The organism is Vibrio sp. HM8-C (assembly GCF_058630515.1).
On sequence record NZ_JBMMKS010000024.1, the window covers coordinates 1 to 20418 of the forward strand.

The 20418-nt window shown below is 45.0% G+C and carries 17 protein-coding genes; 11 read left to right on the forward strand and 6 right to left on the reverse strand.

Features of this window, described 5'->3' with window-relative positions:
- Positions 1–47: 47 nt before the first annotated feature.
- The 3 genes from ACOSVQ_RS19655 to rsuA form a co-directional block, all read right to left on the reverse strand.
- The gene (locus tag ACOSVQ_RS19655) at positions 48–707 is read right to left on the reverse strand and encodes a DUF2913 family protein (protein WP_491984131.1); all 660 of its coding nucleotides are present in this window, start codon (positions 705–707) and stop codon (positions 48–50) included.
- Positions 707–1915: a Bcr/CflA family multidrug efflux MFS transporter gene (locus tag ACOSVQ_RS19660; RefSeq protein WP_491984132.1), complete on the reverse strand. Its 1209-nt coding sequence runs from the start codon at positions 1913–1915 to the stop codon at positions 707–709. Before ACOSVQ_RS19660 ends, ACOSVQ_RS19655 begins: the two co-directional genes overlap by 1 nt.
- A gap of 168 nt (positions 1916–2083) precedes the next feature.
- Complete coding sequence (gene rsuA / locus ACOSVQ_RS19665) at positions 2084–2779, reverse strand: 16S rRNA pseudouridine(516) synthase RsuA (RefSeq protein WP_491984133.1); 696 nt, start codon at positions 2777–2779, stop codon at positions 2084–2086.
- Between the two features lie 86 nt (positions 2780–2865).
- On the opposite strand from rsuA, the gene radD reads away from it, so the two are divergent.
- The 5 genes from radD to rplY all read left to right on the forward strand — a co-directional run bounded on the left by radD (position 2866) and on the right by rplY (position 7622).
- Positions 2866–4602 (forward strand): DNA repair helicase RadD, encoded by a 1737-nt coding sequence (radD, locus tag ACOSVQ_RS19670; protein ID WP_491984134.1) that lies wholly within the window; start codon positions 2866–2868, stop codon positions 4600–4602.
- Positions 4603–4805: 203 nt separating this feature from the next.
- On the forward strand, positions 4806–5126 hold the full coding sequence (locus ACOSVQ_RS19675) for a PepSY domain-containing protein (RefSeq protein ID WP_491984166.1): 321 nt from the start codon (positions 4806–4808) through the stop codon (positions 5124–5126).
- On the forward strand, positions 5123–5782 hold the full coding sequence (locus ACOSVQ_RS19680; RefSeq protein ID WP_491984135.1) for a response regulator transcription factor: 660 nt from the start codon (positions 5123–5125) through the stop codon (positions 5780–5782). The genes ACOSVQ_RS19675 and ACOSVQ_RS19680 overlap by 4 nt, the downstream gene beginning before the upstream one ends.
- Positions 5772–7148 (forward strand): ATP-binding protein, encoded by a 1377-nt coding sequence (locus ACOSVQ_RS19685; protein WP_491984136.1) that lies wholly within the window; start codon positions 5772–5774, stop codon positions 7146–7148. Before ACOSVQ_RS19680 ends, ACOSVQ_RS19685 begins: the two co-directional genes overlap by 11 nt.
- A 195-nt stretch (positions 7149–7343) precedes the next feature.
- Positions 7344–7622, forward strand: a complete 279-nt coding sequence (rplY, locus tag ACOSVQ_RS19690; RefSeq protein WP_491984137.1) for a 50S ribosomal protein L25 — start codon at positions 7344–7346, stop codon at positions 7620–7622.
- A 136-nt stretch (positions 7623–7758) separates the two neighbouring features.
- Here the strand turns inward: rplY and ACOSVQ_RS19695 are convergent, their stop codons facing one another.
- Entirely contained in the window at positions 7759–7944 is a 186-nt protein-coding gene (locus ACOSVQ_RS19695; protein WP_491984138.1) for a hypothetical protein, read from the reverse strand.
- A gap of 239 nt (positions 7945–8183) precedes the next feature.
- Here ACOSVQ_RS19695 and ACOSVQ_RS19700 point away from each other — a divergent pair, with 239 nt between their 5' ends.
- From ACOSVQ_RS19700 to ACOSVQ_RS19725, 6 genes are all read left to right on the forward strand, one after another.
- Positions 8184–8414, forward strand: a complete 231-nt coding sequence (locus ACOSVQ_RS19700) for a cysteine-rich CWC family protein (protein WP_491984139.1) — start codon at positions 8184–8186, stop codon at positions 8412–8414.
- 358 nt (positions 8415–8772) lie between these two features.
- Positions 8773–10227 (forward strand): circularly permuted type 2 ATP-grasp protein, encoded by a 1455-nt coding sequence (locus ACOSVQ_RS19705; protein WP_102941744.1) that lies wholly within the window; start codon positions 8773–8775, stop codon positions 10225–10227.
- A gap of 2 nt (positions 10228–10229) precedes the next feature.
- Entirely contained in the window at positions 10230–11174 is a 945-nt protein-coding gene (locus ACOSVQ_RS19710) for an alpha-E domain-containing protein (protein WP_112403969.1), read from the forward strand.
- Complete coding sequence (locus ACOSVQ_RS19715; protein WP_491984140.1) at positions 11171–14530, forward strand: transglutaminase family protein; 3360 nt, start codon at positions 11171–11173, stop codon at positions 14528–14530. The genes ACOSVQ_RS19710 and ACOSVQ_RS19715 overlap by 4 nt, the downstream gene beginning before the upstream one ends.
- Before the next feature lie 191 nt (positions 14531–14721).
- Positions 14722–17259 (forward strand): circularly permuted type 2 ATP-grasp protein, encoded by a 2538-nt coding sequence (locus ACOSVQ_RS19720; RefSeq protein WP_491984141.1) that lies wholly within the window; start codon positions 14722–14724, stop codon positions 17257–17259.
- Positions 17256–18140, forward strand: a complete 885-nt coding sequence (locus ACOSVQ_RS19725) for a transglutaminase family protein (RefSeq protein WP_491984142.1) — start codon at positions 17256–17258, stop codon at positions 18138–18140. Before ACOSVQ_RS19720 ends, ACOSVQ_RS19725 begins: the two co-directional genes overlap by 4 nt.
- 130 nt (positions 18141–18270) lie before the next feature.
- Here ACOSVQ_RS19725 and ACOSVQ_RS19730 read toward each other — a convergent pair whose 3' ends face one another.
- The gene (locus ACOSVQ_RS19730) at positions 18271–19908 is read right to left on the reverse strand and encodes a methyl-accepting chemotaxis protein (protein ID WP_491984143.1); all 1638 of its coding nucleotides are present in this window, start codon (positions 19906–19908) and stop codon (positions 18271–18273) included.
- Positions 19909–20080: 172 nt separating this feature from the next.
- Entirely contained in the window at positions 20081–20365 is a 285-nt protein-coding gene (gene cowN, locus ACOSVQ_RS19735) for a N(2)-fixation sustaining protein CowN (RefSeq protein ID WP_491984144.1), read from the reverse strand.
- Positions 20366–20418 lie beyond the last annotated feature (53 nt).

Genomic DNA, 20418 nt, shown 5'->3' on the forward strand with positions numbered 1-20418 from the left:
GCTCTGGAAAAATTCACAGAGCCTTTTTATTACTCAAACACTTGCCACTAATCCGCTTTAAATGACAACGGAATCTCAGCCAGTTGCTTACCCTGATTGGCAGGAAATACCAAGTATTCACCATGATATTTCACATTCGATTTGTAGTCTGTTTGCTTATGGACCATAAATCCGGCTGCACTGGCCATTTCAACAAACTGAGCATGGTTGCCGCGAACAAACCAGTTCATTGGCTTCACCATCAATTCGCCATCAAAGCTTGATTCACACTGTTCAGAACACAGCGCCAATGAGTTTTGCCCGTCAGTAAAGATTTGCACTTTACCCGCACCAACCAAAGGTTCAGAAGTAGAAACTTCCCATTCAGCCTGCTCCATCTGGTCTAAAAATGCTTCAACTTTTTTGTCGGTAATCACGTTATCAACGTCACCTTCAAAAAAAGTTTTATAAAACGAAGAGATACGCTTAAAAGTAAACAGCAATTCCGACTGATTACCCTTCGAACGACCTGCTTTTAGCCAACGTGTTAGATCTGGTACAACACAACGGTCAAAACGCTGCGCTTTAATTGCTTTAGATACCCAGTGAACCAAGAAATGGTTATTTGCCACGGGTGCGTTGACCAGTTTTCCAGACTCATGTTCCGCGGCCAGTTCGCCCAGCGCTGAGTTAACTACATTTTGAATTTCTAAATAATAAGCTGACACTATGCTTTTCTTCCTAATGTCCAATAGAAGGTTGCTGAAAGTACCGAACAGGCTGACATCACTAAAATCATCGGCCAGACAACGTCGCTAGGCATTGCTGCGACAACCATACCAACCACAGATCCTGTTCCAAATCTCAACGTTCCCGCCAACGAAGCGGCGGTCCCCGCCATTCTTGGGTAACGGCTTAGTAATAGCGCCATCGAGTTACTACCGATGGTTGAAATCGTGCCAACAAACATCACCACAAATGGTACTGTACCCCACAATCCCCAATCCAATAGCCAACCTAGGAACAAGCCAAAGCCAGCCATTAATTGAATGAACAGACCAAAGCGCAGCATGGCGTGAGAGCCTACTTTTTTAACGAATCGACCATTCAGACTTGTCATGGCAATCATGGCCACAATGTTAAGACCAAACAGATAACCGAACTCACTAGGGCTAACACCGTACAAATCGATATAAACGAATGAACCTGCAGTTAAGAATGCAAACATACCCGCAAAAGAGAACGCGCCGGCGAAAATCAAACCCATAGCAAAGCCAGAACGACACAACTGAGCATAGTTACGAATCGTACTGCGAATATGCAGCGGTTGACGGTTTTCAGCAGAGAGCGTTTCTGGAATTTTCCAGAACACCATCAGGATGACGATCACTGCAAAGATTGCCAGTACCCAGAAAATCGAGCGCCAACCAAACCAAACGGCTAAGTGACCACCAATCATTGGCGCGGCAAGTGGCGCAAGAGTGATGACCAAAGTCACAAACGACATCGCACGGGCGAAATCTTCACGGTCAAACATGTCACGAACAACCGCCTGAATCACCACCGCAGCTGCAGCACCCGCAAACCCTTGAGCTGCACGAACATACGTTAATGCATCAATACCGTTAGTGGTTGCGCTGACAACTGACGCAATTGCAAATAACGCAATACCCACCAACATGACTGGCCTACGACCATAGCTGTCCGCTAGCGGACCATGCAGAAGCTGGCCAATAGCAAAACCGGCAGTATAAGCGGTAAGCGTAACTTGTACCGAACCCGCGCTTACACCCAAATCTCTTGCAATAGCAGGCATGGCTGGCAAATACATATCAATAGCCAGCGGCGTCAAAGCACCAATAGCACCCAGCACGATAAACATTATCAAGCTCATCTTAGTGGCGTCGTTGGCAGACGTCGTAGTATTCGAAGTCATAAATCTCCGGTTGAATGTAGAACAAGTGCATCACCTAAGTGACGCACTTAATAATAGCTTAAAGAAAGGACAATACGCCCAGGCTATGAGAACTGTATCAGAATGCGAATTCTTGTAAGGAAACAAAGTGTTTCCTAAAGTTGTATTTGTAAAATCCAGCGAGAGTCATTATTTCCAAATTGAAGCGACTTCTTCTTCCGTAAGGTATCGGTATTCACCTGGCTCTAATGTTTCATCAAGAACAATATTGCCTACTCGTTCACGGTGAAGGCCGACAACTTTATTGCCTAACGCGGCAAACATTCGTTTCACTTGGTGATACTTACCTTCGTGAATCGTCAGAAGGACTTGCTGTTCATCGATCACTTCCATTTGTGCAGGAAGTGTTAGTTCACGCTCATTACGCAGTTCAATGCCTGCTGCAAATTTTTCTTGGTAATCTGACTCAATGGGGTCGGCAAGCCAAACACGATAAATCTTGTCGCACTTATGTTTCGGTGAAGTGATGCGGTGAGACCATTGACCGTCATCGGTAATAAGCACTAAACCTGTGGTATCAACGTCCAATCGACCTGCAAAATGCAAATCGCGCATGTTTACTTCATCAAGCAGTACAAATGCAGTTTGGTTAAAGCCATCTTCGTGTGAGCAAACAAAACCCTGAGGTTTGTTAAGCATGATATAACGCGGACCACTTATTCTGATTTCGCGTCCTTGCCACTCAACGTCCGATTGTTCAGTAACCTTAAATGAACCAACCTTCTGAACTTCACCATCAACAGTAACTTCGCCACTTTTCAGGATTTGAGTCGACTCTTTACGCGTTGTTCCTAGCGCGTCACACAAAAATTTATCTAAACGCATGAATACCTCATCTGCTTGAAGTCGGGTATTATACGCATCTCACTCAAAATAGTTGAGCTATTTCACAGAATTATTCGCCCTATTGCATGTACACACTTCGCCCATATCAAGCTGACTCAGTAAAAGCCGTTATTCACTACTTTCGCAAGCATTCGACTCCCGCCGTCATCGTGCTGCCAACAGGTGCAGGGAAAAGCTTGGTCATTGCCGAACTAGCTAGGCTGGCTAAAGGTCGCGTGTTGGTACTTGCTCATGTCAAAGAGCTGGTTGAACAGAACCACGCAAAGTATGAAGGCTATGGTTTAACTGGCGCTGTATTCTCTGCGGGCTTAGGGCGCAAAGAGACAGACCAGCAAGTCGTCTTTGCTTCAGTACAATCGGTTGTGCGTAACTTAGACGCGTTTAAAAACCAGTATTCCTTGTTGGTTATTGATGAATGCCACCGCGTTCCTGATGATAAAGACAGCAGCTATCAAAAAGTGATTTCACATCTTCTTGAACTCAATCCGGGCATGAAAGTGCTTGGCTTAACGGCGACGCCTTATCGTTTGGGGATGGGTTGGATTTATCAATATCACACTCGAGGATTAGTGCGCAGCGAAGAGCCTCGTTTCTTTCGCGACTGCATTTTCGAACTCCCGATTCAATATCTGCTGGATGAAGGCTTCCTAACTCACGCACGCTTAATTGATGCGCCAGTACTCAGTTATGACTTCTCACAGCTCAAGCCTGCAAATACTGGACGATACAAAGAGTCTGAACTGGATTTAGTGATTGAACAATCTAAACGTGCAACACCCCAGATTGTTTCTCAAATCGTTGAGCACTCCAAAGACAAACAAGGTGTCATGGTATTTGCCGCCACTGTCCGTCATGCTCAAGAAATCATGGGGTTACTGCCCGAGGAACACTCCGCATTAGTAATAGGCGATACGCCATCTCCTGAACGAGACCGAATCATTAATGCTTTCAAGCAGCGTGAAATTAAATATCTGGTCAATGTGTCTGTTCTGACAACGGGTTTTGACGCCCCCCATGTTGATTTAATTGCGATTTTACGCCCCACAGAGTCCGTGAGTTTATATCAGCAAATTGTTGGACGTGGGCTACGTTTATCACAAGGGAAAGATGAGTGTCTGGTCCTTGATTACGCAGGAAACACTTACGATTTGTATCAACCTGAAGTAGGCGACCCAAAACCCGATTCCACCAGCGAAATCATAACCATTCCCTGCCCTGCTTGTGGTTTCAACAATAACTTCTGGGGAAAACTAGACGCTAACGGATTTCTTATCGAACACTATGGTCGAAAATGCCAAGGCTATTTTACCGATGAAGAAACCAACGAACGCGAACATTGCGGTTACCGCTTCAGAGCCAAGTACTGTAACGAATGCGGAGCAGACAATGATATTGCAGCCCGTATCTGCCACGAGTGCGATGCCACCTTGGTTGACCCTGATAAAAAGCTTAAAGAAGCGTTGAGTCTTAAAGATGCTCTAGTCTTTGAATGCCTCAACATGGATTTGAGTGTACATAAAGATGACAAAGGTAAGTCACAACTAAGGGTGACCTACATTGGTGACAACAACGCACAAGTACACGAATTTTGGGCACTGACTACGCCAAAACAAAAAGCCGTGTTTAAAGAACGTTTTGTGCGACCACATTTGGCAGACAGACATCGACCATTCGACGAAGCGTCACCTTCGAAAGTCGTCGACAATCAACATCGTTTTCGCCCGCCACAATTTGTCATTGCCAGAAAATCAGGTCGTTTCTGGAAAATGCGCGACAAAATATTTGCTGATGAGCTAGTGTAAGTTTTCCGACTTGCAAGATGATATCTGTTTTCAAGGCGATAAGATTCACATCCTATTCATATTCCGGCATTTATACTGCACCAATCATGACGTAACGGACGCTTTACATGCTAAATTCCAAACTCAATACCGCTACTTTGATTGCTCTCCTTACCAGCCTTTGTTCTTTAAGTACGGTCAATTCAGCATTTGCCGATCAACCAATGCTCAATGACCCTATTCAAGATACCTACAAAGAAGGCACGCAAGTCAAAATCGACGAAGATCAAGATGAAGTCTACGCTGCGGTGCAAAAAGGGCTTATCAAACCGTTTTCAGAACTCTATGCTGCAATTGATAATGAGCTCTATGGGCGTCTGATCAAAGTAGAATTAGAAGAAGAGGACGATGAATGGATATACGATTTAAAATTAGTTCATGAAGATAAAGTGATACGTGTGGAATACAACGCAACCACACTTGAGCTAATGTCTATCAAAGGCAGAAACGTGCTAAGCGTAATAAAAAATAGAGATGCACAATGAAGATCCTCGTAGTTGAAGACGACCAAAAACTGAGTGAACAGATAGCCCACGCACTTGAAGATGCTGGCTGGGTGCCAGAAGCTTCTTTTGATGGTGAAGATGCGTTGTATCGAGCAACCACCGAAGAGTGGGACTGTATTGTATTAGACTTGGGCTTACCTAAGCTCGATGGTATTTCCGTACTCAACAGTCTGCGCGACCAGCAAATCAATACTCCAGTCATCATACTCAGCGCTCGCGACACACTTACCCAACGTGTGGAAGGCTTAAATGCTGGTGCCGACGACTACCTGACCAAACCATTTGAAATAGTCGAACTGATAGCGCGAATTCGTTCTCAATTACGCAGAGCTTCTGGAAATGCAGCCCCTATTTTGCAAGTAGGAAATTTAAGTTTGGATACGCGAAGTTCAGTGGTGATGTGGAAAGACCAACCACTAAACCTAACGGCTCTGGAATATAAAGTTATCGCCTACTTCATGCATAACCCAGATAAGGTAATTTCTCGTACCGAGTTGGTTGAACACATCTATAAACAGGATTTCGACCGAGATTCGAACACCATAGAAGTGTTCATTGGACGTATCCGCAAAAAAGTGGCGCCAGATGTCATCAAAACTGTGAGAGGCTTGGGGTATCAATTGCATGCCCAATAAACACGATTCGTTAAAAACTGCACCGTTAAAACGAGCTTCGTTAAAACATCTCAGTATCAAAAATCGGTTACTGTTGGCTGCCACGCTTTGGTTAAGCGCCATGATACTGGCTGCGGGATATCTTATTCCTTCAATGGTGAAAGACTATCTTATCGAAGATGCACAGAGCCAATTGCGCCTTTCACTGGATGAAATCACCGCCAATTTAGAAGCAGATAACACAGGTAGACTGAGCCTTTCACGCCGCCTGTCCGACCCTCGATTTAATCAACCCTACAGCGGTGTCTATTGGTCAATGCAGATTGGTGAGCACGCTATTCGTTCTCGCTCTTTATGGGACAAAACGTTGGTCGAAGAGCAGCATAGCCACAAAACCATCTACAAAGGCGCAAAAAACGAAAACTTAGTGGTGCTCACTCAAACTATTTATCTGCCTGAATATTCACGCCCTATTCAGATCATCGTCGGTATGGATGAATCCCCTATCCAAGAAACGTTAAAGCAAGTGATTGGGCAGCTTTGGATCATTCTTGCACTGTTGTTCTCTGGTGTATTAATTCTGATCAGTGCGCAGATTTCTTGGTCGCTATGGCCTCTTGGGAAGATGCAGAAAGAGCTCGCTTTATTGCGCAAAGGTGAGCAATCAACCCTCAGCGAAAACTACCCCAAAGAAGTCTATCCGTTGGTTAAAGATCTCAATGCTCTGCTGTTTCACTATCAAGAGTTATTAGAGCGCGCTCGTAACCATGCGGGTAATCTGTCCCACGCGTTAAAGACACCGCTCTCTGTGCTCAAAAACGAAGTGGCGACACTCAATGAAGAGAACAAACAAGCACTACAAGAACCCATTGAACAGATTCAACAGCACATTGATTACCACCTAGGTCGTGCGCGCATGGCTGGCGCTGCAAACATACTGGCCGTAAAAACAAACCCCAGCGAGAGGGTCGATGCCATTTCTATCGCTTTTGACAAAGTGTATGCCGAGCGTGAAATCACTTTAGTCAACGAGCTAGACTCCAATCTCACTGTCGCCGTAGAACCCACCGATTTTGAAGAAATGATCGGTAACTTATTGGAAAACAGTTACAAGTGGGCGAACTCACTCATTCGTGTGTACAGCGTAGAAGAAAACAAAGAACGCATTGCTATCTGCGTAGAAGATGATGGCGCAGGTATCAGTGAAGAAGATATCGAACGTGCCATCAAACGTGGTATTCGCTTAGATGAAACTGTTCCGGGCACAGGGTTAGGGTTAAACATTGTGAGCGAAATGGCACACAGCTACCGAGGAAAACTTTCCCTATCGAAAGGGCAACTTGGCGGGTTAAAAGCGACTTTAACCTTACCTATCCCCGCCGCTTGATGAATCCTTGTTCAACAAAGCGATAGATACAGATAAGATTCACCGCTAGAACGACATTTTTATTGCTACATACCTGATTGGATGATAGTATCCGCGCTCGTTTTGATAGACATACTTAGTTTATCGAACGTCTATACAACACAAGGTCGCATTGTGTTGTTCATTTATTTTTTACTAATTTTGAGAGTAAATACTATGAAATTTGAAGCAGTAGTACGTACTGAACTAGGTAAAGGTGCGAGCCGCCGCCTACGTCACGCTGGCCTATTCCCTGCTATCGTTTACGGTGGTGAGGCTGCGCCTGTATCAATCACTCTAAACCATGATGACATCATGAACCAAATGGACAAACCTGAGTTCTACGAAGGTATCGTTCTAGTGATTGACGGTGCTGAAGTTAAGGTTAAGCCACAAGACGTACAACGTCACGTGTTTAAGCCAAAAGTTGAGCACATGGACTTCATCCGTATCTAATTCCCTACCAAGGAATTAGTTGGATAAAATCCAACCTTTTGCATATATAAGATAAATCAGCCTTACCAACTGAGACATCTAAAAATTCGAAACCCCGATGCTACCAACATCAGGGTTTCACCGTTTTAGGGAAGAATTAATATCTTCCCATTCCGTGGAACATTCCGCCGAACACTGCCATCAGCAGTGTAAAAATCAAACTCAATATGACAAAAGCTGGGATTGAAGCGATAGCGAATTTCACCATAAAAATCACCATTGACATGAATGGCATTTTGATATCGACAACTGTCACTTCCTGCTTAGCATTATCTTGAGACATATATCTTTCCTTGAAATTAAAACCCAATAATACGTTAACGTAATCAGTGTAGTCGTTCTCTGATTTGGCAATAAGTTTGTTTGATCCTTTAATTGCTAAAGTAACCTGATGTCAAAAGGCGAATGAAAGTAACATCCATCCCCGTCGCATTAACCATGCATTTTATCTACGCTCAGTGTATAACACTCGCTAAGTAACAAAAGCGTATATAACCAAAGTATGACGAAGAGACCTGAGTTGTGAAAATAACCGAACTTAAACCCGATCCACTTGTTTGCCCTTTGTGTGGAAAGCCGAACTCTTGTATTAATATGGGTGCACTGGATATTAAGAAATCCTGTTGGTGTAACGACCCAGCGATCACCTTTCCCGAAGAGTTACTTTCACAAATCCCGCCTGAAATGAGACGAAAAGCCTGCGTGTGCAAAACTTGTGTCTTGAATTTTCATGCCTCAAAGAAATCACTGTAGCCCGATTATTTTTTCCTTAAAAAACAATCTATTTTAGTAATTGTTAAATTATCACCTATGCTTATCTACTGAAGTGCCACGTTGTTAAAAAGCGCGCACTTCTCTGTTTTCAATTTGGAATAGCGGCTTTGACGTAACACCTGTTTTCCAAGACGTTTGTCACCACTCATCGCTCTGGCTTATTCCTTGCTTAAACAACTATATACCGAACCAGATAACTAGGTTCAGGTATAGAAGTAGTTAACTTCAACTAAGCCTTAACAGGAAGTTAAAAGGCAACCACCTCTGATTCGGCACACCATAACTGGCAGTGCTGATCACGTGTTCACTGTTGGTTGCCATAAAGGACGGAACTCCCATGGATAAATTAACTAAAAACTACAACTCCGAATTGTTCTTTGATGAACTCATTGATAGCCAAGGTAAGCCTCGTCAATCGGCTTCGCAACTGCTCACCTATTTAGAATCATTGCCTGCTGAAGAGCTTGAAAAACGTCGGCTTACCGCTGAGACCACCATTCAGGAAATGGGGATCAGTTTTACGGTTTACACCGAAGAGGGAAATATTGACCGAGCTTGGCCTTTCGACATCATACCGCGCACTATTGATGCCAAAGATTGGCAGGTCGCGGAGAAAGGATTAAAGCAAAGACTTACCGCTCTCAACCGCTTTATTGATGACCTTTATCACGATCAAAAGTGCATTAAAGACGGCATTATTCCCAAGCATATTATTGAAGAATCGAAAAACTTCCGACCTGAGTGCATCGGAGTGTCGCCCGCTTTTGGTGTGTGGGCACACATTTGTGGCACCGATTTGGTGCGTGCCGACGATGGTCAGTTCTATGTGCTTGAAGATAACCTACGTGTTCCTTCAGGTGTATCGTATATGCTCGAAAACCGTGCAATCACCAAGCGAGTTCTTCCGGAGTTATTTGAAAACGACGATATTCTTCCGGTCGACTCATACACATCTAGACTGTTTGACATGCTGGCAGCCCTTTCACCAAGAGCGATCGAGCATCCAGAAATTGTCGTTCTGACACCGGGTATCTATAACTCCGCTTATTTCGAACATGCGTTCTTAGCTCAGCAAATGGGGGTAGAACTGGTTGAAGGTGGAGATTTATATGTCGATACCGACGACTGTGTGTATATGAAAACCATCTACGGACCAGAACGCGTTGACGTTATCTACCGTCGTATTGATGACTGGTTTATTGACCCTGAAGTGTTCCATCCTGATTCTATGCTAGGCGTTCCCGGATTAATGCGTGCTTGGAAAGCGGGGAACGTGGCTTTGGCTAACGCTCCAGGCGCTGGCGTTGCCGATGACAAAGTGGTTTACGCCTATGTACCCGATCTGATTCGTTATTATCTGGATGAGGAACCGATTCTACCGAACGTAGAAACTTTCTTATGCGAAGATGAAGAACAGCGTGCTTACGTGTTAGCTAACTTAGATAAGCTAGTAGTAAAACCAGCCAACGAATCTGGCGGTTACGGTATGCTTGTTGGTCCTCACTCTACGGAAGAAGAGCGTGTTCTTTTTGCAGACTTAATACAGAAGAACCCACGAAACTATATAGCGCAACCAACCCTGAAACTCTCCACGGCGCCGACCTTGGTTGACACCAACTGTATCGAACCTCGTCATTTGGATTTGCGTCCATTCATTTTGCAAAGCAACAAAATCTATGTCACCACAGGCGGACTTACTCGCGTTGCGTTGAAGAAAGGCTCCCTTGTCGTTAACTCGTCACAAGGCGGTGGTAGTAAAGACACATGGATTGTTAAGTCAAAAGGAGAGTAACAATGTTATCAAGAGTTGCTGAGCGCCTTTACTGGAGTGCGCGTTATTTGGAGCGAGTCGAGAACATTGCTCGCCTATTAAATGTTTACGATGAACTGCTGTATGACTTACCAAGAGACATTCGAATTTCTTGGTACAACCTTATCGAGATCAACGGCAGCGTTATTGATTACACCAGCAAATACAAAGATCACGGCGAGCGTAACGTGGTGAAGTATTTGCTTTCTGACATGGATAACCCAAGCTCCCTACTCGCCTCGCTCAATATGGTGCGCGAAAACATTCGTACCTCTCGTGATGTAGTACCTGAGGAGATGTGGGAACAGATCAACGAACTTAACATCTACGCTAAAAAACACATTCAGCTAGGCATCAACCGCTCTGATCGCCACGTCTACCTGAACGACATCATTGAAGGTTGCCAAAAAGTGATTGGGCTTCTTGCTAACGCGATGCGTCGCGATGCGGGCTGGAGCTTTATTATCTTAGGTCGCTACCTAGAGCGCGCGGATATGAATACGCGCATTTTGGACTCTGCGGTGTCGATCATGAACCAATCAAGTGAAGAAGAGCGTCTTCATCTTGAGCAAGTTTTGTGGTCAAAAGTTCTCAAATCTCAGAGTGCCTATCTCAACTATCGCAGAACGATGCGTGCATCGGTCACTGGTGAAGATGCGGCGACTTTCTTGCTGATGGATGAGTTCTTCCCTCGCTCACAAACATTTTGCTTAACGCAAATCAAAATCGCCGCCGAAGCGCTACCAAGTGCGGAAGAAGTGGTAGTTGAAGTTAATCGTCTACTGCAAAACACCAAAGGTGTCGACAGCGCAAAAGAGCTTAATATCGAATTCAGTAACTATCTCAATGACGTCCAGTTAGCCATTATCGATCTGCATAGCCAGATCCGAGAGACTTGGTTTCACTTCCGCCACGGAGAAGCTGCATGACCATTCGCGTAGCGATATTGCATAAAACAACTTACGAGTTTGACCGCGATGTGAATGTTTCTCCGCATGTGTTGCGCCTTCGACCGGCGCCACACTCGCGCACGCACATTCATGGATATTCACTCAAGGTGTTACCTGAAAAGCACTTTATCAACTGGCAACAAGATGCGTTTGGCAACTATCAGGCGCGTCTAGTGTTCCCAGAAAAAATGCGCAAGCTGCAATTCGAAGTAGAAGTCATCGCCGATATGACGGTGATTAACCCCTTCGATTTCTTTATTGAAGAGTACGCCGAAACATATCCGTTCAAATACGACAGCCTACTCGAAGAAGAGCTGGCTCCGTATTTGAAACACGATGAACCAAACGCACTACTCTCGGCATGGCTTAAAGATGTCGACCGAAGCGAAACGCCAATTGTGAGTTTTCTTTCTAAACTCAATAGCCAGCTTTCACAACAAATTGAATACGGTATTCGTTTAGAACCCGGCATTCAGAGTGCCGAAGAGACACTTACGCTTAGAAAAGGCTCTTGCCGCGATACTGCTTGGCTACTTATTGAAGTGCTGCGTAATCTCGGTTTAGCTGCTCGCTTTGCTTCTGGCTATTTAGTGCAGCTTACCGCCGATGTGAAAGCCTTGGATGGTCCTTCAGGTCCTGAGCAAGATTTTACAGACCTGCACGCATGGTGCGAAGTCTACCTTCCGGGTGCAGGTTGGGTGGGATTAGACCCTACCAGTGGTTTGTTTGCTGGTGAGGGACACATTCCTCTAGCTTGTACCGCAGACCCAGCATCTGCCGCACCGATTACCGGTATGGTTGATGAGTGTGAATGCGAATTTAGCTACACCAACACGGTTATTCGTATTCACGAAGACCCTCGTGTCACAAAGCCTTACAGCGATGATGAGTGGGAAAACATCAAAGCATTAGGGAATGCCGTTGATAAAATTTTAGAGGAAGAAGATGTTCGCCTAACCATGGGCGGTGAACCCACGTTCGTCTCTATTGATGATATGGATTCTGAGCAATGGAACACCGGCGCTCTGGGTGCTGATAAGCTTCGTCTCTCCAAAGATTTATTACTTAAGCTCAAAGACAAGTTCGGCTCTGATGGTTTGCTCCACTACGGTCAGGGCAAATGGTATCCGGGTGAAGAGCTACCTCGTTGGGCGCTGGGTTACTTCTGGCGTACCGATGGTGAAGCGTTATGGAGCCACCCTCAACTGCTTGCCCGTGTCGATAAAGACTATCAACACAACTTGCAAGATGCTCAGCGCTTTGGTGAAACCTTATGTCAGCAGCTTTTCCTAGACAGTAAGTATCTGCAACCAGCGTATGAAGATTCACTCTACTATTTGTGGCTTGAGCGCTCTTTACCCGATTCAGTGAATCCGAAAAAAGCATCCCTTAAAGACGATTTGGAACGCAGACGTTTAGCAAAACTGCTCACCCGAGGACTCGATACGTCAACGGGTTATGTGCTACCACTGAGCTACTTTAATGGTCAGTGGCAAAGCTCTCTGTGGCCAATGCGCAGTGATGTCATTACTTTGATTCCTGGCGATAGCCCGATGGGTTTCCGTTTGCCTCTCAATTCACTTCCACCAATCAGTCAGGAAGAGATTGTTCCCGAGCGAGACCCGTTTGAACAAAGAGAAGCGCTGCCCGTTTACTCGTTTACCGAATCGGCAAACCAAACTCAAAGCGAGCAGCACCAAACTCAGGTAGAGCAAAAGCAGACAATAACTAAAGCCGTCATTCATACAGCGCTTTGTATCGAGCCAAGAGAGGGTCGCTTACACCTGTTTTTGCCGCCAATGACGTCCTTGGAACACTACGTGTCTCTGATGCATTTCATTGAAGTGACAGCGCTTGAGCTATCAATGCCAGTTGTGATTGAAGGTTATGAGCCGCCAAAAGACTATCGCTTACAAAAACTACTGATCACACCTGACCCGGGCGTTATCGAGGTCAACATACATCCAGCTCATAGCTGGAAAGAGCTGGTCTACAACACCGAAACGCTTTACGAACAGGCTCACCTATGCCGCTTAGGTACAGAGAAGTTCATGCTCGACGGGCGACACACTGGTACAGGTGGTGGTAACCACATCACATTAGGTGGAGCCACACCCGCTGACAGTCCAATGCTACGTAAACCGGATTTGTTACGTAGCTTTGTTAATTACTGGCAGCACCATCCGGGTTTGTCTTATCTGTTTTCAGGGATGTTTATCGGCCCAACCAGCCAAGCACCTCGCCCAGATGAAGGCAGAGATGAAGCACTGTACGAAATGGAAATTGCGTTCCAGAACATGCCTGAAGGCTTAGTCGATCAGCCTTGGCTCGTCGACCGACTAATGCGTAACCTACTGGTTGATATTACGGGTAACACACATCGCTCAGAATTTTGTATCGACAAGCTCTACGCTGCTGGCAGTAGTAGTGGACGTCTCGGGATTCTTGAGTTTCGTGGGTTTGAAATGCCGCCACACGCCAGAATGTCGTTAGTTCAAACGCTTTTATTGCGCTGTCTGGTTGCTCGATTCTGGAAAGATCCTTACCACAAACCTCTGATTCGTTGGGGTACATCCCTACACGACAAATTTATGATGCCACACTACGTATGGCAGGACATAAAAGAGGTGGTGGAAGATCTGCAACGTCACGGCTATCCGTTCAAACTGGAATGGCTTGCACCTTTTGAAGAGTTCCGCTTCCCGCATTATGGTCGCCAACAAATTGATGATATGGAGCTAGAACTGCGCTGGGCAATCGAACCTTGGCATGTATTGGGTGAAGAAATTACCCATTCAGGAACCGCGAGGTATGTGGATTCCTCAGTGGAAAGATTGCAAGTGCGCCTTACCGGATTAACTGAAGGTCGCTATTTGCTCGCCTGTAACGGACGCCGCGTACCTTTACGCGCTACCGGTCGTAAAGGTGAATATATTGCAGCTGTCAGATACCGTGCATGGTCGCCACCTTCTGCGTTACACCCAACATTGGGTGTCGATGCACCACTGGTGTTTGACATTATCGACACTTGGAATGGTTTATCGATTGGCGGATGTACTTATCATGTTAGCCATGCCGGTGGTCGTACGTACGAAACACTTCCAGTGAACAGTAATGAAGCGGAAGCTCGTCGAGTGAACCGATTCTGGGATCACGGTTTTACACAAGGTCCTCTCGAAGTGAAACCAGAGTTCAATGCGCTGCGTCAGTTTTACGAACACACTGATGTTCCAAGACCGATGTCTCCGCCAAATGAAGAGATTTGCCGTGAATACCCACACACACTGGATCTCAGAAAGCGGGATTTTCAGGCTAAGGCTCGGTACTCAAAATAGGTACCATACGAACAACTTAGATGAACAAATATAAGTCTCGATAGAAGAGAAAACGCGAGCCAGTAAAATGGCTCGCGCGAATTTTAAAACGAATGTGTATAATTAACGTCCTGTTACGTGAGGTAGTCATAAAAAAAATGATGCAACAATCCAGACCTGACCAGTCGACTAATTCAACCGAGCAAGGATCGATGGAAACATCGGTCCTTGCTAGTCCTTATCCAGCCTCATCTTACGCGTTTGATGAAGTGTATGATGAGCAGCGAGCACCACGCACGCACTGGAAACCTTTGCTTGAACATCTGAATAAACTGGATGTTGATGGTCTGGATGATCGCCACCAAAGAGCGCAGCGCATTTTGCGTGACGATGGCGCGACTTACGATTTAAAAAATGACCCTCTGACACCCGATGTGTGGGCATTAGATGTCATTCCTAACCTCATCCATTGGCAGGAATGGCAGAAGCTGGAAAAAGGATTAGTTCAACGTTCTAATCTCTATGACCTCATTTTGAAAGATATCTACGGTGAACAAAATCTGATTAAGGACGGTATTATCCCGTCTGAAATCATATTCAGTCATCCCGGATTTCTGCGCGCTTGCCACGGTATCAAAATGCCGGGCGACAAGCAGCTAATCCTGCACTCCGTCGATTTGGTGCGTGACACCCAAGGCAACCATATTGTTATTGGTGATCATACACAAGCACCTTCGGGAGTCGGTTATGCTTTAGAAAACCGCACTGTTATTTCGCGTGTTATGCCGAGCATTTTCCGCCAAGGTAATGTGAGACGCCTATCCGCGTTCTTCCACACTCTGCGCAATACCCTTTCGCATCTAGCCAGCCACAAATCCGATTCACCACTAATCGTTGTGCTCACTCCGGGTGCCTATAGCAGCACCTACTTTGAGCACGCTTATTTGGCAAACTATTTAGGTTACCCGCTTGTTCAGGGTGGTGACTTAACCGTACGTAACGGTAAAGTATGGCTAAAATCCCTTAATGGCTTATCACAAGTAGATGTTATTTTACGTCGACTCGATGATGCCTATTGCGACCAAGCTGAACTTAATGCTGACTCACTGCTTGGTGTTCCCGGGCTATTGGAAGTGGCACGTGCTGGTAACGTTATTTTAGCAAACCCACTCGGTGGAGGTGTTCTGGAGGCTCCTGCCCTTTATGCCTTCTTACCTAAGATTTGCCAATATTTACTGGGAGAGCAACTTCTCATCCCAACGGTGAACACGTGGTGGTGTGGTGACAAACAGAGCCTTAGCTATATCAAAGAGAATCTCGGACAGCTGATTATCAAACCGGCGTGCCGCAGCATGGGTCAGCCAACGATTTACGGACACTGTTTATCAGAAGAAGACCGAGTCAAAACGCTAGCCATGATTGAAAAACGTCCATACATGTACGTTGCTCAAAGCTATGTACCGGGCTCGATGTTACCTATCTGGTCAGAACAACACATTCAAGCCAGACCGAGTTTATTAAAAGCATTTACCGTTGCAGACAAAGACCACTACACCGTCATGCCCGGTGGATTAACTCGCGTAGCAGAATCCACTGAAGATTACATAGTCACAAAGCTTTCAGGCTCACGCAGTAAAGACACCTGGATATTGTCGAACTCGCCAGATCTTTCTCACCAATCACTGTTTGATAAGTCGCTTGATGTGGCGCAGCAAACCAGTATGCCTAGCCGTGTTGTCGAGAACTTGTTCTGGTTCGGACGTTACGCCGAGCGTGCGGAGATTAGCCTGCGTTTAATGAGGACAGTGTTTAAACAGCTCAATGGTCTGGAGTCATTGGTGCCTGAAAGCCGAGATATTTTGCTTGAAGCGATTTCCCATCAAACACACTGCTTACCTGGCTTTACAACCGGAGATGCGGCTTTGTTTGAAAATCCAAACAAAGAACTCGCCGATTTGGTCACTAATGGTAACCGCGTAGGAAGCATTAAAGCGAACTTACAGTCATTGCTTGCTTGCGGTGAACAAGTGAAAGAGATGCTCTCAGCGGATACTCGCGTAATATTAAACGAGCTTCGCGACCACATCGCCAAAGTCGATCGTGCCTATGAGTTTGGCTTACCTGCGATCCCTGAAGAGTCGTTAGATGGTTTAGTTACCACATTGCTCGCTCTTTCAGGCTTGAACCATGAAAGTATGTTAAGAGGTCAGGATTGGGTGTTCCAACAAATTGGTCGCCGAACTGAACGAGCACTGCAAACGGCGAACCTACTGCAATCAACGCTGACAAAACCTTTGGTTGGGCTTGCTCAACAACAAGTATTGGAATCGGTTCTTTTAAGTATGGAAGCGTTGATCTCCTTCCGTCGTAGATACCGCACACGTGCGAGAGTAGCCTTTGGTCTCGATCTCTTAATGGTGGATACCACTAACCCAAGAGCGTTGGTTTACCAGTTAGAAAGACTGCGTGAATTTCTCAATGTGTTACCGCGTCACCAAAATTACATTCCGGGTGGACTCACACAAGAGAGTCGTTTGATCATTCAAACTCTAACGGACATCCAGCTAACTGATTTGGAAGAGTTGGCGCAAATTGATGACGAAACAGAAACTCGTCTACAACTGTCGCAGTTGATGGCTAAAGTTACCGAGCAATTGGAAAAATTCACTTCGCTTATCAGCGATAAGTATTTCGACCACACCGCGGGACCGCAACAGTTGATCAAACCGAAATGGAAATTGGACGTATGAAGTACCGCGTGCGACACACCACCACCTATGAATACAGTGCACCTGTAACCTTGTGCTATAACATGGCGCACCTTTTACCAAGAGATACTGAGCGTCAACGCTGTCTTAACCGACGAATACAGGTACACCCGACACCAATATATCAGCGTGAAGGCAAGGATTACTTCGGCAATTCTACTTTCTATTTCTCAATTCAAGAGCCGCACAAAAAACTCACTATCGATGTTGTAAGTTATTTCGACATCAGCACACCGAGTTGGTCTGACGAAGCAGATCAGCACCCGTTAACGTGTGGTGAACTTCGCGCATTGATCAACAATGCCGATACCACTGAGTTAAGAATGGCAAAAGAATACTGTTTGGATTCGGAGCAAATCCTGTGCTCAGACACCTTGCACGATTACGCTCTACCCTTTTTTGCAGACAATCAACCGGTACTCGCCTCCGCAAAAGCGTTTACGCACCACATATTCTCCGAATTCAAGTTTGACCCAACAGCAACAGATGTAACGACGCCAGCAGAAGAGGTGCTGAGGGAAAAACGCGGTGTTTGTCAGGACTTTGCACATTTAGCCATTGGGTGCTTGCGTTCGGTTGGTATACCCGCACGCTATATGAGTGGTTACATCGAAACACTTCCCCCTCCAGGACAAGAGAAGTTAGTCGGTGCAGATGCCTCACACGCTTGGTTCGCTATTTTTGTACCCGAGTTAGGCTGGGTAGAATTTGATCCAACCAACAATTTGATACCTTCAGAGCAACACATCGTCACAGGTTGGGGGCGAGATTATGCAGACGTTACGCCACTGCAGGGTGTTATTTTCGACGGCGGAGACTCACAATCTTTAAGTGTTGCTGTTGATGTTTCAAGGCTTGCTTAGGCGCAAAATGTTATAGACATAAAAGACCACACTATGTGGTCTTTTTTAACTTGGTCATTGCGTTCTTGTTTAAGCGAAACGAATACAAAGCATCAGATTATTCAACCCTAAGTCAGTGTAAGTTACTCAGTTACACTTTGAATTGACTTACCTGACCATCCAACTTGCCACCTTGCTCACGCAAGAGAGTAAGTGCTCGTTGTGCTTGTTCAACAATATCAACGATGGCTCTGCTGCTGTCAGCTATACCTTGAACATTACTATTCACTTCATCACTTACAGTGCTTTGTTGACTTGCTGCAGTTGCGATATGGGTATTCATCTCGTTCATTAGAGATATTGCGTTTAAAATTTCAGACAAAGCGTGACTAGCTTTTCCTGCCTGAATGATTGTATTGTCACCACTCTTCGTACTACTTGCCATAGCTTCAACTGCCTGCTCTGCTCCTACTTGCAGTCTTTCAATCATTGATTGTATTTCGCCAGTACTCTGCTGAGTTCTGCTAGCTAATGAACGTACTTCATCAGCCACAACTGCAAAACCTCGCCCTTGTTCACCTGCTCGAGCTGCCTCAATCGCTGCATTAAGCGCTAATAAGTTAGTTTGCTCAGCAATCCCTTGAATTACATCTACAACAGAAGCGATGTTGCTAACATCTCTGTCTAAATTGTTGATAACCGTGCTTGCACGCCCAATCTCGTTAGCAAGTTGCCGGATTGAATCCACTGAAGATTCAAGAATTGCATTGGTGTTCAACAGTTCCTGATTCGCAATTTGGCTAGCGTTGGCAGCCTCCTGAGCATTGTCACTGACACTTCGACTGGTAGTTTGCATTTCATGGACAGCTGCTGCGACTACTTCACTGTCCTTCTGTTGATGCGTGGTTGAATTCTCGATATTAGAGGTTAGGGTTTGTAGGTTGCCTATCTCTCTTTGAAGTGCACTGCTGCTTTCCACCACTTGCGCCACCGTAGTTTGAATCTTAGAAACAAACAAGTTAAATGAACCCGCTAACTGACCAATTTCATCTTTTGAATTAACTTCGATTCGTTGTCGTAAATCACCATCACCAGTAGCAATTTGCTCCATAGCTTTTTGAATGCTTTTGACTGGCGTCACAATAGTTCTCACAAGCAGCAGCACCATCGCAAGTGCAGCAATAGAAACCACAGCTGTACCGCCCATAATAACGAGATCAGCAAGATGAGCCGCAGTTGCGATGTCTTTTTCTAACTCAGATTGCTTGGATTCCATCGCTCCTTTAACAACATTTAACTGAACACGAACAGCGGAAAAAAGCTCATCGAATTCTTTACTATTTTGTTCGTAATATCGCTCCCAATTGACTGGTTGTTGCTTAACCATGGCTTCATAACTTGTTAGCCACTTTTCTCCCAATTTAATTAGGTGTTGAACCTCTGATTGGTAGGCTACAGGCATAATTCCCTGATCAACGAGTTCCACAGACTTACGCATTCTCGGTATGGCTTTATAAGCATTTTCTTTGAACTCAAATAGATGATGTTCTATCTCGGTTTGATTGTCGGCTAGAGCTAGTCCCTGTATGGCACTTGTCGCCTGATATAAATCTCGGTAGGCATCTTCTAGAACAAAGAGATTTGGGATCACCTTTTCGTTTAAAGTATCCGTTAAAACTGACTGTTTCGATGAAGTTAAAACAATCACAGTTGAAGTAGATACGAGCAACAAAACGATAAACGTAAGAGGTAGGATTAACTTTTGCTTCAGTGTAAGGTTCTTGAACATGTAGGTGTCCTTATAATTATCTAATATATTTCAAGAAACTATACCAAACACCATATTTATAATGACCAAGCCATAATGCATTCATATGCAAATAATTGAGTCAGAAATGACTCAATTACCATATAAAAAGGTCGATAGCGGAGAGTTGTTGCACACTTCTACTATCGAATAGCTAACAACACTCTTGCTCCAACTTGTAGAGAAGATCGAGCGCATCACTGTCATCACATTCTGCAAAATAGCTGTATAAAACGTTTAATTGATTGCCGACAAAATTTAGGTTGTCACGCCCCATATTCTTCTGTTCTTTCTGTTTATTACGAAAATAGCTGTGCCACTGCTCTTTGCCGTGTCCGGCTTCTAAATGTTTATCAAGTAGACTGACAAGCAGATCGGCATTTTGATCACATTCGATATTACAAAAAGAGATATAGCGATCGGTTTCTAAATTCGACATTACCCATTCCTTATAAACAAAAGCTTTAACAAATAAGTTTACTGGGCAAATTA